We start from the raw sequence: 14730 nt of genomic DNA, 5'->3' as shown, positions 1-14730 counted from the left end.
AGAGGACGCGGGGAGGTTACTCGTTCCGTAACCTTGTGATGTGGGAGAAGGCACAGCTCCTGACCGTCGAGATCATCCGGTTCACGAAGGCGTTGCCCGCCGATCGAACAACGAACGTGCTCGTCCAACAAATCGTTCGCTCGGCCACTGCTATAGCCGCGAATATTGCAGAAGGTCATGGACGCTTCGCTGCGGGCGCGTATCGCAATCACCTCTCCATAGCCCGCGGATCCGTCGCCGAGACGATGAGCTGGCTGGACACATTTCGTCGCCTGGATCTCATTGATCCTCATCTCGAGGAGCGGATCATCACGCTTGGCGATGAAGTGATGAGGATGATTTCGGCGAAGATGATTGACCTCGACAAGGAAACCGGCAAAGCACGTGCATTCCGCGAAGAACGGGCAAGCTACGATGCAACGTAACCCTCTGTTGCCTGTTGTTTGTTGTCTGTTGTACGCCGCATCGGGGGTGGCCGTTGTCTGAACGAAAACGCATCCTCACCGGCATCCGCCCCACCGGCTCCCTGCATCTCGGCCACTACGCAGGCGCGCTGGAGAATTGGATCCGCCTGCAAAACGAGTACGAGTGCTTTTTCCTGATCGCCGATTACCAGGTCTCCGACTACGCGGACGACATCGACCGCGTGCGCGACGCCGTCTGGGAGGTTGCGCTCGACTGGCTGTCGGTCGGGCTCGATCCCCAGAACAGCCATTACGTGATCGAGAGCCAGGTGCCCCAGCACGCGGAACTGACGGTGCTGCTGAGTTGGTTCATGCCGCTCGGACGCCTGCAGCGCAACCCAACGCTGAAGGCGGAGATGGCCGACCTCGAGACCGGAAAAAAGGGCGTTCCCGTCGGGTTCTTCATCTATCCGTTGATGCAGGTGGCGAACATCCTCATGCCGCGCGCCCACCTGGTGCCCGTCGGCGACGACCAGCTGCCGCACATCGAGATGACGCGTGAGATCGCGCGAAAGTTCAACCGCGATTTCGGCGAGGTGTTCCCGGAGCCGCAGCCGCTCGTCGGCCGTGTGCCGCGCCTGGCCGGGCTCGATGGTCAGGCGAAGATGAGTAAATCGATCGGCAACACGATCGACCTCAAGGACGACGCCGAGACGGTAACGCGCAAGGTGATGAGCATGTACACCGACCCGACGCGCCTGCGCGCGACCGATCCCGGACACGTCGAGGGCAACCCGGTGTTCATGTACCACGACGCGTTCAACCCAAACGTCGACGAGGTCAACGATTTCAAGGAGCGCTACGTGAAAGGAACGGTCGGCGATGTCGAGGTGAAGAAGAGCCTCGCGGTCGCGATCAACAACCTGCTCGAGCCGTTCCGCGAGCGCCGCGCGCATTACGAAGCGCGCCCCGAACTCGTGCGGGAAGCGCTCGAACAGGGCAGCAAGGCGGGCTACGATGCGGCGCAGGCGACGATCGAAGCCGTGCGCAAGGCGCTGCGCCTCGATTACTTTCCGCGAGGCATGCCGTCATGACCCCCTGCCTCCCGACGCTCGAACAGGTGAAGGCGATGGCCGGCCAGGGCAACATCGTGCCCGTGTACCGCGACGTCGCCGCCGATCTCGAGACGCCGGTGTCGGCGTACCTGAAGGTGGCCCGCGGCCAGTACTCGTTCCTGCTCGAGTCCGTCGAAGGCGGCGAGCGGCTCGCACGCTACAGCTTCATCGGCACGGAGCCGTACCGCGTCATGCGCACCGGCGAGCATGCCACGGAACACGAGCAGTCCGGCGACCCGCTCCTCCAGATCGAGGACGAGTTGCGACGCTACACGCCCGTGCGCGTGCCAGGACTGCCGCGCTTTCACGGCGGCGCCGTCGGGTACATGGCATACGAAGTCGCGCGCTACTACGAGAAGCTGCCGTTGCCGGATGCTGATCCGCAGGGGTTCCCGGAGTCGATCTTTCTCTTGACCGATACACTGCTCGTCTTCGATCACCTGCAACACAACATCAAGGTCGTCAGCCACGCGCGGTTGGACGGCGACATCGATGCCTCATACCGCCAGGCGACGTGGAAGATCGAAGAGCTTGTCGCACGCCTCGAGAAGCCGCTCTCGCGGCTGCCCTACGAAGCGCCGCGCGTCGAGGGGGCCGACCGCAGCGTCGCCTCCAACACGACCGAAGAAGCGTTCAAGGCCAAGGTCGAACGCGCCAAGGAGTACATCCGAAAGGGCGACACTTATCAAATCCAGGTGTCGCAGCGCTTCGAGCGCCGCACCGATGCGCATCCGTTCGAGGTGTATCGGGCGCTCCGCACCGTGAATCCTTCGCCGTACATGTACTACCTGGAACTGGGCGACATGCACGTCGTCGGGGCGTCACCGGAGATGCTCATCCGCGTCGAGGACGGCGCGATCGAGACGCATCCGATCGCCGGCACGCGACGCCGCGGCCGCGATGCCGAAGATGAACAGCGCATGGCCGATGAGTTGCAGACGTCGGAAAAGGAGCGCGCCGAGCACATCATGCTCGTGGACCTCGCGCGCAACGATCTCGGCCGCGTCTGCGAGACGGGCAGCGTGCAGGTCACGTCGCTCATGGCGATCGAGCGCTACTCGCACGTCATGCACATGGTCTCGCACGTCGTCGGCAAGCTCCGCTCCGGCGTCACCATGTACGACGCGCTGCGCGCCTACTTCCCGCACGGCACGGTGACCGGCGCGCCGAAGATACGCACCATGGAGATCATCGCGGAGCTGGAGGGACAGCGGCGCGGCGGCTATGGCGGCTGCGTCGGATATTTCGACATGTCCGGCAACTGCGACACCGCGCTGGCCATCCGCACGGTCTGGATGAAGCCCGGCGTCGCCTACGTGCAGGCGGCGGGCGGCGTCGTCTTCGATAGCACGCCCGAGGAGGAATACACCGAGTCCGGCAACAAGGCGCGTGCGATGATGCGCGCGATCGAACTGGCAGAGCAGCGTCTGGATGCGCTGCCCCGCGGCTCGCTCGGATACTGAGGTGAGCACGCAGCCGGAGTTGTTGTCCGCCGCACTCATCGAACGCGATGCGCTCGTGCTGACGGCGCGTCGCAAGCAAGGCCGCCCGCCGTTTGCGGGGCAGTGGCTGCTGCCCATGACGGCCGTCGGCAACGACGAGACCGCCGAGGAAGCGGTGCGGCGCCACACCGCCCAGCAATTCGGCGTCACCGTCGCGAACGAGATCTTCGTCGATACCGTGTACCTGGAGGATCCCGACGACAACGCGCGCTACGTCGCCAACGTCTTCCGCGCGGAACTCGCCGAAGGCGCGCTGCGCTTCAACGCCGCCGGCGACTACGACGACGCGCGCTGGCTCTCGGCCGGCGATCTGCCGAACGTCTGGATGCCGCCCGCGCTTCGCGAGCCGCTGGTGCGCATCCTCAACGAAGAGCCCGTCGAGGAGATGCCGGCATGGACGCCGGAAGCGACAGCGGAAGCAACGCCGCTCGCCGAGCGCGAAGCCGATCCGGCGCCGCCGTGGCCGCCGCCGGACAACCGCGCCGCATGGGAAGCCATCGCGAAGGCATGGCAGGACGAGCGCTACGGCGACCGATTCGGCACGCGCCTGATGTGGACGTGGCGTTCGTCCGAAGACGACCTGCATGTGCTCGACGACGTGCGAGGCAAGCGTGCGATCGTGCTTGGCTGCGGCGGCGGCCAGGACGCCGTGGCGCTCGAGAAGCTCGGCGCCGTCGTGGTCGGCGTCGATCAGTCGCCGTCGCAGATCGCCTACGCGAAGAAGTACGCGGTCCGGCACGCCGCGCCCAACGCGTCGTTCGGTGAAGGCCCGATCGAAGACCTGTCACGCTTCGACGGCGCCAGCTTCGACCTCGCCATCGCGATCGGTGTCATGGAGTACGTCGAGCGCATCGATCTCGCGCTGGCCGAAGCGGCACGCTTGCTGCGGACCGGCGGCACGCTCGTGCTGTCCGTGAAGCATCCGTTCGACGTCATCGTCGACGGCGGACCGCCGTTCGTCGTCTGGACGTCGTACTGGACGCCGCATCACGATCTCAACCGGCTCGTCGCCGCGACGGACGCGCCGCCGCTGCGCTCGTACATGCGGACGCTGTCCGAGTGGTTCGACCAGCTCGCCGCGGCCGGCTTCGCCGTCGAAGGCATCGTCGAGCCGAAGGAAGACGAACAGCCGCCGATCGCGGACGACCTCAGCGCCGAATGGCTGGCGCTGCTGCCGTATGCACTCATCATCAAGGCGAGGAAACGCTGATGCTCCTGCTCATCGATAACTACGACAGCTTCACGTACAACCTCTACCAGTACCTCGGCGAACTGGGCGCGGAAGTTGAAGTCGTGCGCAACGACGGCGTCACGCTCGAAGACATCGAGGAGATGGCGCCTGACCGCATCATCATCTCACCCGGTCCTGGCAACCCCGACGACGCGGGCATCAGCAAGGACGTCATCCGCCGCTTCGCCGGCAAGACGCCGATCCTCGGCGTGTGTCTCGGCCATCAGTGCATCGGCGAAGTCTTCGGCGGCGTCGTGGAGGGCGCGGGCGAGATCCTGCACGGCAAGGTGTCGCACGTCACGCACGACGGCAAGGGCGTCTTCGCGGGCCTCTCATCGCCGATCGATGCGACGCGCTACCACTCGCTCGCGATCCGGCCCGACAGCGTGCCCGACGCGCTCGAAGTGAGCGCGCGCAGCGAGAGCGGCATCATCATGGGCGTGCGGCACCGCGAACTGCCCGTCGAAGGCGTGCAGTTTCATCCCGAGTCGATCCTGACGCCGGATGGGCATCAACTGCTGCGGAATTTTTTGGCGATGGAACGCAGTTCCAAGTTGTAAGTCCTAAGTTGTAAGTTCTGGGCTGCGAGTTCTGGGTTTCGGGGTTGGTCTCACCACCGCTCACATTGACGCACGATGCCCCGCCGATCACTCAAGGAACTTCCCGATCAGCCAAACATGGCCAAACGGGTCGATGACGCCGCCTTGCAGCATCCGTAGATTTGGTGTCGCCCCGACGGTCTCATGCCGGCGCTCTTCGACAGCGCTCCCTGCCCGCGCCCCCGCCGCGATCGCCCGTTCCTGCACCTGCTGCGGGTCGTCGGCAAACAGCTCGATGCGCACGGTCGTGTAACCAGCCACATCAGGAGATCGGGTCCCGTTCGGCGGCGACTCCTGCGCGAGGAACACCTCCGCCCCGTCAATCGACAGGCCCGCCACCTGCGCCGGCTCGCCGATCCTCCAGCGTTCTTCCGCCCCGAACGCTCGCTTGTAGAACGCGATCGCCGCTTCCGCGTCGCTGACTGCCAGCATCGGTGAGATCTGCGTCGCCATGCGTTCCTCCAGTCCATGCTTTGAACGCGCGGTCAAGGGTTCGAGGTTCTGGGTTCTCCGCGCCGTAGGCGACTTCACACACGAGCACCCACACGCGCATCGCGCGCGATCACTTCCTCGTACAGCTCCACCGTCATCCGCGCCGTCCGCTGCCACGTGAAATTCGCGCGGATGTGCTCGCTCGCCGCGGCGCCCATGCGGGCGCATCGCTCCGGATCGTTGAGCAGCGACTTGATCGCGCCGGCGAGCGCATCTGCATCGCCGGGGCGCACGAGGATCCCCGTGCGGCCGTCCTCGATGAACTCCGGGAACGCCCCCGCCGTCGTCGCGATGACCGCGGCGCCGCATGCCATCGCTTCGGCGGCAGGCAGCCCGAACCCCTCGTACAGCGACGGCGACACGACGATCTGCGTGCTGTTGTACAGCGATACGAGTTCGTCCGTCGTCAGCCGCGGGATGTATTCGACGAAGCGCTGGAGGCCGTGCTTCCACACGAGTGGCGGCACGACCTTCATGTCCTTCTCCTTCTTGTCCTTGAACAGCAGGCGGAAGTCCATCTCGTGCTGCAGGCGCGCGCACGCCTCGATGAGGAAGCGCGCGCCCTTGTTGCGGTCCTCCGAGTCGCCGACGAACAGGATCGTCTCCGGCTCCCGGCGCGCGCCCTCGACCGGGTGCATCACGTCGTGGTCGACGCCGTACGGGGTCTGGCGGATGTGCGACAGCGGGATGTTCATCGACTCGCTCACGGAGTGCGCCGAATTGCGCGACCCCGTGAGCACCATGTCGATGCCGTTCGCGACGATCGACTGCATGCGTCCCGGAAACCACGTCTCATTCCACAGCCGGTCGAAGACGTTCTTCGCCTCGCGGACGTTGTTCGCTTTATCGATGGTCAACGGATGATGCAGGCTCGCGACGACGCGCTTGCCCATCAGCCGTTTCATCGCCAGCACGCCGTACCCGAGCGTCTGGTTGTCGTGCACCACGTCGAACGGCCCCGTCTGCGCCTCGACCTCGGCTAGCTTGCGATACGCGCGCACACTGAAGGTAAAAAACAGCGACGACAGCGATGCGCGCGTCGAGGCGAATTCGTAGAAGTTCCACGGGTGCAGCATCGCCATCGGATGGTGCGAGTGATCGTACGCGTGCTCGTCGCGGCCGTTGAGGAACGCCCAGAAGCTGTACGTGTGCAGCCTGTGATGCACCACGCCCTCGGCCAGCGCTGGATACGGACGCCCGGAGATGACGTGCACCTCGTGGCCCATCTTCAGCAGTTCGCGCGTGATGTAATGCAGGTAGACGCCCTGTCCGCCTGAGTACATGTTGCCCTGGTACATGATGAAGCAGATGCGCATCGGGAGTTGTAAGTCCTCAGTATTGGGAGTTGTAAGTCCTCAGTATTCAGTTCTAAGTTGTAAGCGCCTCGTAGACGCCACTGCGAGTACGAACCGCGTTCTGCCAAACCTTGCGCTGCCGGAAGTCTTGCATGACTCCCCTCCTCGAAGCACTTACGACTTACAACTTACGACTGACAACTAACCGTCATCGCTCCACTCGTCCGGCGTGAGATCGAGCGGTGTCTTCGCTTCCACCGCTTCCGCCGTCTCCACCGTCTCTACCAACTGAATGCTCAACCCGTGCGTCGCCGCCATCGTCACGAATGCCGACCGCACGCCCGGCGTCGCCTCGATCGGCTCGCTCACCTTGATGCCGCGCTCGCCCAGCTCCGCCACCGCCGCATCGAGGTCGTCGACTTCGAGCGCGAGGTTATAGAAGCCCTCACCCTTGCGTTCGAGGAAGCGCATGATTGGGCTGCCCGGCCCGCGCGGCGCAGCCAACTGCAACACGTCGTCGCCGATCGCCACGTCGCGCGTGCGCACGCCGAACGCGTCGATCTCTCGCGGCTCGTCCGATGCACTGGAGAACAGCGCCTCGAACGTCTCGCGCGCCTGTTCGGCGTCACGCACCGCGATGGTCAGATGGTGGATGCGCTTGATTCGCATGACGAGCGCCATGGTAGCGGACGCACAACGTACGGCGTAGGACGAAGAATGGAAACCTGGAACCTCGAACTTAGAACTTAGACCTGGAAACTGCGACGACCTTCATCACGTTGAACTAGAGGTTTTAGGTTCAAGGTTCTAAGTTCTCGCTTCTCCGTCACGGCGTCGTCTCGTGACATACGCCGACGCTGTTGTTGACGTTTCCCGTCAGCACGTTGCCCGACGTCGTCACGTTGCCCGCGCGGAAGAGGCAGATGCCCGAGCCGCGATTGTCGTAGATCCTGTTGTTGACGATCCGGCCGAGCGACGTGTTCACGTAGGACACGCCGATGCCGCGGTTGCCGTAGATCCGCGAGTTCGTCACGTCTACGTTCGCCCCTTGCGCGAGCACGCCGCCGCCGAGCGTGCCGGTTTCGGGCAGCACCACCGAGTCGTGGATGTCGTTGTTGTTGATCGAGCCGACGGCGCGTATGCGCTGGTCGACCGCGATCTCCGGATATTTCAACGGGTCCGGATACGCCCGAAGCTCGATCGCGTGCTCTTCGTTGCGGTCGTACTCATCGTTCTCGGAAGAGATCGTCGCGCCCCAGACGAATAGTCCGCTCAACTCGTTGCGCCAGATGTGGTTGTTGCGGAAGGTCCCGCGCGTGCCCGGAAACATCACGATGCCCGTGCTGCCGCTCGCCTGGATCACGTTCGAGTCCAGGATCACGTTCGCGTCGCCCACGTAGGCGCGGAGATTGTCGAGATAGCAGTCCGGCACTTCGACGAAGCCCGGCGGCAGCAGCGCGCACGGCGTCTGGCCGGCGAATACGCCGGGGCCGTCGTTGTGCGAAATGATGTTCCGCGTAACGACGGTGTTCGCCGTCTCACCGACCGTCGATACGCCGACGCCGCGGTTGTTGAAGATCCAGTTGCGTTGCACCGTCACGTTCGACTTGTTGCGCGTCAGCACGCCGTCCCCCTGGATGGCGTACACGAACGAATCTTCGATCGTGCCGATGCTGTTGCCGTCGTAGTGAATGCCGAGCGTGCCGCCGCCTACGTCAATCCTGCGAAAGACGACGTTCTGACTGCGCCACACGTAGGCGTTGGAAGGGTTCCCGACGTACAGCGTGAAGTCTTCGAAGGTAAGGTTCTTGCTGTTGAACACGAGCATCCCGTCGCGCGTGCCGCCGGCGATGATCGTCTGGCGCGGCCCCTGTCCTCGTAACGTGATGCCTGACTTGCCCTGGAACGTCACCGGCCCGCGATACACGCCTGCCACCATGCAGATCACGTCGCCTGAGCGACCACCATCGATGAGCGATTGAAGCGTATTGGGGAAGGCGAGCTTGTTGCACGTACCCGCTTCTGCGTGCCGCGCACCCTGCGGGCCCAGCAGTGGCATCGCGGCCAGTACCGCGATCGCGACGGCCGCCGCGACGAACAAGCGAACAGGCAGCGTCCCTGGCATCAACACCTCACAACCCCGCACGACGCAACAGCGCTTAGCGTACCCGCCGGACCGCGCGCCAGAAAGGACCGCATGCAGCGGTCGCGCATCAGCCTACACAGAGCGTCGGTGTGCGACATCGATCCGTGAAGCTGATCGCATGGCTGACGCTGGCGCCCCAGTGTCGAGCGGCCACGCCGGCGGCCGAGCGGAACGCCTACGGATGCAGCCGATAGAACCGGAACTGCGCGTGCTCGATCGGCAGCACCTCGACGCGCTGGAATCCCGCGTCCGTCGCGTACGTTTCGAGGGTCGATGCGCGCATCACCGTCCCCGTCGCGGCCGATGGCTCGTCGGCCATGCCCGCCGGCAAGCAGAGCAGCGTGCTGAACGCGTAGAACAGCCGCTCCATCGGGTCGTCCGTGACGGTGAACGCGTCCGCCGTGCGCTCATCCGCGACGATCGCCGTGCCGCCCGCGGCGAGCATGTTTCGCATCGCCCGCAACACGTCGACCGGCCGCGATAAATCGTGGATGCACTCGATCGCGAGCGCGAGGTCGAACTGCTTGGCAAACGCCCCGTCGCCGGCGTCCTGCTGATGCACCGTCACGCGTTCACTGAGCCCAGCGTCCGTCACGTTTCGGCGCGCCAGTTTCACGGAATGCTCGTCGAGGTCGAAGCCATCGACGCGCGCCGACGGGTAACCGCGCGCGATCGCGATGCTCGACCACGCGGCACCGCATCCAACATCGGCGACGCGCGCGCCGGTCAGCAACTTCTCATGCACGTCCGGAACAGCGGGCAGCCACTCTTGCGTGAGCAGATGCTCCAGCATCGGCCGGTTGACGTCCGCCTGGCTCTCGATGATGTCGGGGCCAAACGCGTCGTACGGCACGCCCTTGCCCGTGCGGAACGCCTCCATCACCAACGGCAGCGCGTTCGCGCAGCCGATCAGATAGCGCGCGAACGGCGCCGCGTATGCCAGGCTCCGCTCGTCCGTCAGCGCTTCCGCGTGGGGCGCCGGCAACGTGAAGGTGCGCTTGTCGAGCGGCGCTCCCGTGTCGTCGACGTCGAGTACCCCCGCCACCACCTGCTGCTCAAGCCATTCGCGCACCATCCGTTCCGACGACCCTGTGCGCCGCGCCAACTCCGCCGACGTCGCCGGCCCGTCCTGCGCCAACGATCGATAGAAACCCAGCCGGTCGCCGATGTAGACGTTCGCGGCCTCTCCGGTGGCGAGCGCCAGCCCGAAGATTTTCTCTGTGAGCGCGTCTCGCTGCTCCTCGTACGTCGTCTGGTCCGAGCGTGTTGCGGTCACGATGTTTCTCCTCACGATGAACGTCTGCATATTGCCGTCGCAAAGACGCCGGCCGTTTGAGTGTGCAGCATCGCCCCGCACCTGCGCCTCGTCCATCCGGCGGACTACTTGTCCTGATTTCGGACGAAAGGCCGGTGCGGAGCGCGCTCTACACGCTCTCTTAATGCGAGCCGCGCCCGCGGGCACCCGGCGCTTATGCGTGCCGGCCTACCCTTCTCTCAACGATTGCCTGCAACGAAGGATTCCACTCGATGATTGAACTCGGCTACACATTGTCCAGCGAGGAGTTTCCACCCCTCGAGTTGGTGAAGCACGCACGCATGGCCGAAGATGCCGGCTTCACGTTCGCGCTGATCTCCGACCACTACCATCCGTGGGTCGACAGCCAGGGTCACAGTCCGTTCGTCTGGTCCACGATCGGCGGCGTCGCAGCGAGTACCGAACGCATCCGCATCGGCACCGGAGTCACGTGTCCGACGATGCGCATCCACCCCGCGATCATCGCGCAGGCGGCTGCGACCTGTGCAGCCATGCTGCCCGGCCGCTTCTTCCTGGGCGTCGGAACGGGTGAAAATCTCAACGAGCACATCACCGGCGAACGGTGGCCATCCGCCAACGTCCGCCGCGAGATGCTCGAAGAAGCGGTCTGGATCATCCGCAAGCTCTGGAGCGGCGAGAACGTCGACCACGAAGGATCGTTCTACCAGGTCGTCGACGCGCGCATCTACACGCTGCCCGATCCGCTGCCGGAGATTTACGTGGCCGCGAGCGGCGAGCATGCAGCCGAGCTTGCCGGCGAGATCGGCGACGGGCTGATCGGCGTCGCGCCGGCGAAGAACGTCGTCCAGGCGTTCGAGGCCGCGGGCGGCCGGGGCAAGCCAAAGTACGGCCAGCTTACGGTCTGCTGGGCCAAGGACGAGGCGAGCGCCCGCAAGACCGCCTACGAGATCTGGCCCAACGCAGGGATCACCGGCGAACTGAGCGCCGAACTGCCGTTGCCTCGTCACTTCGAACAGGCTTCGAAGATGGTGAGCGCAGACGACGTCGCGAAAGACGTCGTCTGCGGTCCCGATCCGCAGAAGCACATTGAACAGATCCGAAAGTACGCCAACGCCGGATTCGACCACGTCTACGTGCACCAGGTCGGCCCGGACCAGCAGGGCTTCATCGACTTCTATCAACGGGAAGTGGTGCCACAGCTTGGTGACCTGCTCGTCGAACGGCAGCGCAAGCGGCGGGTGGCATAATGTCTCGTGGGCCGTCCGGCCTCGGCGAACGCATCGATAGGGGATACCGCTCATGACGCTGATCTGGACCGGAAACATCGAAGATCTCACCCGCGCCAACACAACGTTTCGCACGGTCGTGCGGGTTGGCGAGCACAGCGAGCTGACGCTCATGTCCATCGAGCCCGGTGGCGAAATCGGACTTGAGGTGCACCCCAACATCGATCAGTTCCTGCGCATCGAGTCCGGCCAGGCGCAGATCAAGGCCGGCCCCGCGAAGGACGACCTCCGCGAAACGCACGACGTCAAGGAGGATTGGGCCTTCATCGTGCCCGCCGGCACCTGGCACAACGTGATCAACACCGGCGATGAGCCGCTCAAGCTCTACACGGTGTACGCACCGCCCAACCACGCACCCGGCACCGTGCACGACACGAAGGAGGACGCCGACGCCGCCGAACGCGCAGAGCACGCCCGGACGTAGACGCTGCGAGCAAAGCAGGATCTCACGTACGCCACGCGAAGCCGTGCGGCGGCACGACTCCGAACTTTCAGCCCGTGCCGGTCGATTCGCGCCCTGCCTCGAGCGCAGCAGCCAGGCTCTCGACGTCGTAGGGGCCGATATGGCGCTGGTCTCCGATGAAGAACGTCGGCGTTCCGCGGGCGCCGCTGGCGGCGGCGCTGATCAGGTCTTCGCGGATGCGCTCCGCGCGGTTGCTCTGGTTTAACGCGCGCGCGAACTGTTCGACGTCCAGGCCAAGCTCATCCGCGTTCCCCAGCAGATCCGCAAACTCGAGCTGATCCTGGCGCTGAAAGAGCAGGTCGTGCATCTCCCAGAAGCGCCCCTGCGCACCGGCGGCTTCCGCCGCCTCCGCCGCCAGTTGGGCGTGCGGGTGGATGCTCGCCAACGGCAAGTGGCGGAAGACATAGCGCAGTTGGCCGCCGAAGCGCTGCCGCAGTTGTTCGACGACGCCGGTCGCCGCGCTGCAGAACGGACACTCGAAGTCCGCGTACTCGACGAGCGTCAGCGGCGCACCGACCGGTCCGCGCACATGATCGCGCCCGGGCTCGACGGCCCGGTCGAGCACCATCGGCAGACTCGCTGTGGGTTCGCCGAGCAGTACCGCCGCCAGCCGAGAGATCACCCATCCGGCCGCGGTGGCCAGCACCGCGGCCATGAGGACGCCCACCGTCGCTTGCTCTCGCAGCGCCGGCGTGTCGAACGCCAGGTCGGCGATCAACAGCGAAACAGTGAACCCGATGCCGGACAACGCCGCGCCTCCGACAAGCTGGCCAGGCGCTACGCCCTGTGGCAATGACCCCAGCCCGAGCCGCACCGCACCCAATACGCCGATCCCGCTGCCCAGCAACTTTCCGGCCACCAGGCCAAGCACGACGCCCCACGTGATCGGCGATCGCAGCGATTCGGCGAGCAGTCCGCCCCGCAGATCCACGCCCGCGTTCGCCAGCGCGAACACCGGCACGATCACGAAGCTGATCCACCCGTGCATCGTCACCTGCAGCCGCTCGTTGACGGAAAAGCTTGCTGCAGTCCGATCTTCGGCGAGTATCCGACGTCGGGCGTCGGCGATTGCCGAAACGCCTGGAACAGCGACGCCGCCCGTTCCACCGCCTCGCGTCGTGGCGCGTACGCGCCGATCAGCAATCCAGCGGCCATGCCGGCGATCGTCGGGTGGAGCCCCGACTCAACGGTCGCCAGCCACAACGCCACGCCGACCACCGCGTACACCGTCGTGCGCCACGCGCCGAGCCGATCGAGCAACGCAAGGGCGCCAAGGCAGCCGACGGCGATTGCCAGCGCGCCGTAGTCGATGGCATCCGAATACACGAATCCGATCACGGTGACGGCGATCAGGTCGTCGAAGAGTCATCGTCAGCAGGAACACGCGGAGCTGCGTCGACACCGCCGGCCCCACCAGCGTGAGCGCACCGAGCAAGAATGCCGTGTCGGTCCCGATCACGACGCCCCAGCCGCTGGCGGCTTCACCCGAAGGATTCAGTGCCAGGAACAGCAGTGCCGGCGCGGCGATGCCCGAAATCGCGCCTATTGCGGGAAGGACGACGCGGCGGGTGTCCGTGAGTTCGCCCACTGACAACTCACGACGCACTTCCAGGCCGAGCACGAAGAAGAACAGCGTCATCAGGCCGTCGTTGACCCAGTGTCGAAGGTCCTTGGTCAGTTGATCGCCGCCTACGCGGACGGCCAACTCGGTGCCCCAGAGCGACTCGTAGCGGTCCGACCACGGCGAATTAGCCCACGCCAGTGCCAGCACCGTCGCGGCCAGCAGCAGCCCGGCGCTGCTCGCCTCCGTCGCCATGAAGTGGCGCAGCGGCGCCGCGACCTGCTCGAACAGGGATTGCTGCCGGGTCTGATCCGACGTCGCGTCAATCGCAGGCATCAGGCGCTCGATCGACGGGTTTGCTGCCAGCGTGGGACGTCGGACATGCAGTCTGGCGTTGGTTCGGTAGATGCTCTCACGACTCGATTATCGCGCATCCGCGCGGCCTAAAAACTTGCGTCGCTCGGTTGCCGCCTGCCATACTCGCCCATCGACCACGGGTCGCTAGAAAGCAGGTCTTGGTGCTTCGAATCACGCTTCCCCTTGTGACGGCGCTCCGCGCCGCAGCGCTGCCTGCTGTGTCCACCCGCTAGCGATCGTTCTCACCCGCGGGCTCTGAGACAGGCTGTCACCAATCGGTGGTGATCCGCTTCTCTTTGCACATGGCATAAACGCGACGGCGTCACGCGTGCGCTTGCAACGCCGCACAGTGCGTTGCGTCCGCACGCCGGAGCCTTGATCTCGGCGTTTTCCACTGAATGTCAACCGGCGTGCACAACCGCGCGCCGGCCAGAGGAGTTGAACCATGTTGTCATCGTCATTCATGCCCACTGCCGTCACTCGGGAACTCATCGGCGAGTTGCAGAGCCGCGCCGCGCACTGCGGTGTCCGCGGCGCCCGAGAGGCGTTCAGCAATGTCCAGGACGTATCGACGCGGATCTCGCTACGAGAGCCGCAAGGGAAGGATTCACGGTGTTAGCGATGAGTTTCGCTGCCGCCACTGCAAGATGATAGTCGGCGCTCCGCCCTCCGGCGGCCGCAATCGCAATCATTGTCCGCTGTGCCTGTATTCACGGCACGTCGATGGCCGCACGCCCGGCGATCGCAACAGCGACTGCGGCGCCATCATGGCGCCCGTCGCCGCGTTCGTCCGGCGCAAGGGTGAGCACGCGATCGTGCATCGCTGTCTTGCCTGCGGCTTCGAGCGCTACAACCGCATCGCCGCCGACGATAACTTCGCGTCGGTGATGCGGCTGCCGGTAGTCGAGCAGCGCACGTCGCGGCGCGGCGACGGGATGCCGTCAGAGCGCACGGCGTAAGTCAGAGGGGCGGCGGAATCACTCCGCCGCCCCTCTCTGTTGTC

The 14730-nt window shown here is 65.2% G+C and carries 13 protein-coding genes and 1 pseudogene; 8 read left to right on the top strand and 6 right to left on the bottom strand.

What is annotated here, in order from left to right:
• Positions 1-38: 38 nt before the first annotated feature.
• Genes WEB52_08720 through WEB52_08700 form a run of 5 tightly spaced genes read left to right on the top strand, consistent with a single transcriptional unit; the run spans position 39 to position 4812 of the window.
• On the top strand, positions 39-425 hold the full coding sequence (locus WEB52_08720; GenBank protein MEX2226516.1) for a four helix bundle protein: 387 nt from the start codon (positions 39-41) through the stop codon (positions 423-425).
• A 53-nt stretch (positions 426-478) separates the two neighbouring features.
• Complete coding sequence (gene trpS, locus WEB52_08715) at positions 479-1498, top strand: tryptophan--tRNA ligase (GenBank protein MEX2226515.1); 1020 nt, start codon at positions 479-481, stop codon at positions 1496-1498.
• Positions 1495-2982, top strand: coding sequence for an anthranilate synthase component I (gene trpE, locus WEB52_08710; GenBank protein ID MEX2226514.1), 1488 nt, complete (start codon positions 1495-1497; stop codon positions 2980-2982). Before trpS ends, trpE begins: the two co-directional genes overlap by 4 nt.
• Position 2983: 1 nt before the next feature.
• Positions 2984-4231, top strand: coding sequence for a methyltransferase domain-containing protein (locus tag WEB52_08705; protein ID MEX2226513.1), 1248 nt, complete (start codon positions 2984-2986; stop codon positions 4229-4231).
• On the top strand, positions 4231-4812 hold the full coding sequence (locus tag WEB52_08700; protein MEX2226512.1) for an aminodeoxychorismate/anthranilate synthase component II: 582 nt from the start codon (positions 4231-4233) through the stop codon (positions 4810-4812). Before WEB52_08705 ends, WEB52_08700 begins: the two co-directional genes overlap by 1 nt.
• A gap of 87 nt (positions 4813-4899) precedes the next feature.
• Here WEB52_08700 and WEB52_08695 read toward each other — a convergent pair whose 3' ends face one another.
• The 5 genes from WEB52_08695 to WEB52_08675 all read right to left on the bottom strand — a co-directional run bounded on the left by WEB52_08695 (position 4900) and on the right by WEB52_08675 (position 10060).
• Positions 4900-5304 (bottom strand): VOC family protein, encoded by a 405-nt coding sequence (locus WEB52_08695; protein ID MEX2226511.1) that lies wholly within the window; start codon positions 5302-5304, stop codon positions 4900-4902.
• A gap of 74 nt (positions 5305-5378) precedes the next feature.
• The gene (locus tag WEB52_08690) at positions 5379-6659 is read right to left on the bottom strand and encodes a glycosyltransferase family 4 protein (protein ID MEX2226510.1); all 1281 of its coding nucleotides are present in this window, start codon (positions 6657-6659) and stop codon (positions 5379-5381) included.
• Between the two features lie 180 nt (positions 6660-6839).
• Positions 6840-7307, bottom strand: a complete 468-nt coding sequence (locus tag WEB52_08685) for a VOC family protein (GenBank protein ID MEX2226509.1) — start codon at positions 7305-7307, stop codon at positions 6840-6842.
• 157 nt (positions 7308-7464) lie between these two features.
• Positions 7465-8763: a right-handed parallel beta-helix repeat-containing protein gene (locus WEB52_08680; protein MEX2226508.1), complete on the bottom strand. Its 1299-nt coding sequence runs from the start codon at positions 8761-8763 to the stop codon at positions 7465-7467.
• A 196-nt stretch (positions 8764-8959) separates the two neighbouring features.
• Positions 8960-10060, bottom strand: coding sequence for a methyltransferase domain-containing protein (locus WEB52_08675; protein MEX2226507.1), 1101 nt, complete (start codon positions 10058-10060; stop codon positions 8960-8962).
• 251 nt (positions 10061-10311) lie between these two features.
• Between WEB52_08675 and WEB52_08670 the strand changes: the two genes are divergently transcribed.
• Together WEB52_08670 and WEB52_08665 are read left to right on the top strand one after the other, a co-directional pair.
• A complete protein-coding gene (locus WEB52_08670) occupies positions 10312-11307 on the top strand; it encodes a TIGR03557 family F420-dependent LLM class oxidoreductase (protein ID MEX2226506.1) in 996 nt (331 codons plus the stop codon).
• Positions 11308-11359: 52 nt separating this feature from the next.
• Positions 11360-11770 (top strand): cupin domain-containing protein, encoded by a 411-nt coding sequence (locus WEB52_08665; GenBank protein ID MEX2226505.1) that lies wholly within the window; start codon positions 11360-11362, stop codon positions 11768-11770.
• 67 nt (positions 11771-11837) lie between these two features.
• On the opposite strand, the pseudogene nhaA reads toward WEB52_08665, so the two are convergent.
• A pseudogene (gene nhaA, locus WEB52_08660) lies at positions 11838-13706 on the bottom strand (Na+/H+ antiporter NhaA).
• 419 nt (positions 13707-14125) lie between these two features.
• Here nhaA and WEB52_08655 point away from each other — a divergent pair.
• The gene (locus WEB52_08655; protein MEX2226504.1) at positions 14126-14686 is read left to right on the top strand and encodes an RNHCP domain-containing protein; all 561 of its coding nucleotides are present in this window, start codon (positions 14126-14128) and stop codon (positions 14684-14686) included.
• Positions 14687-14730: the final 44 nt, after the last annotated feature.

The sequence above is a fragment of the Dehalococcoidia bacterium genome, assembly GCA_040902535.1.
GTDB lineage: Bacteria > Chloroflexota > Dehalococcoidia > DSTF01 > JACRBR01 > JBBDXD01.
This window is presented reverse-complemented; position numbering and strand designations above follow the sequence as displayed.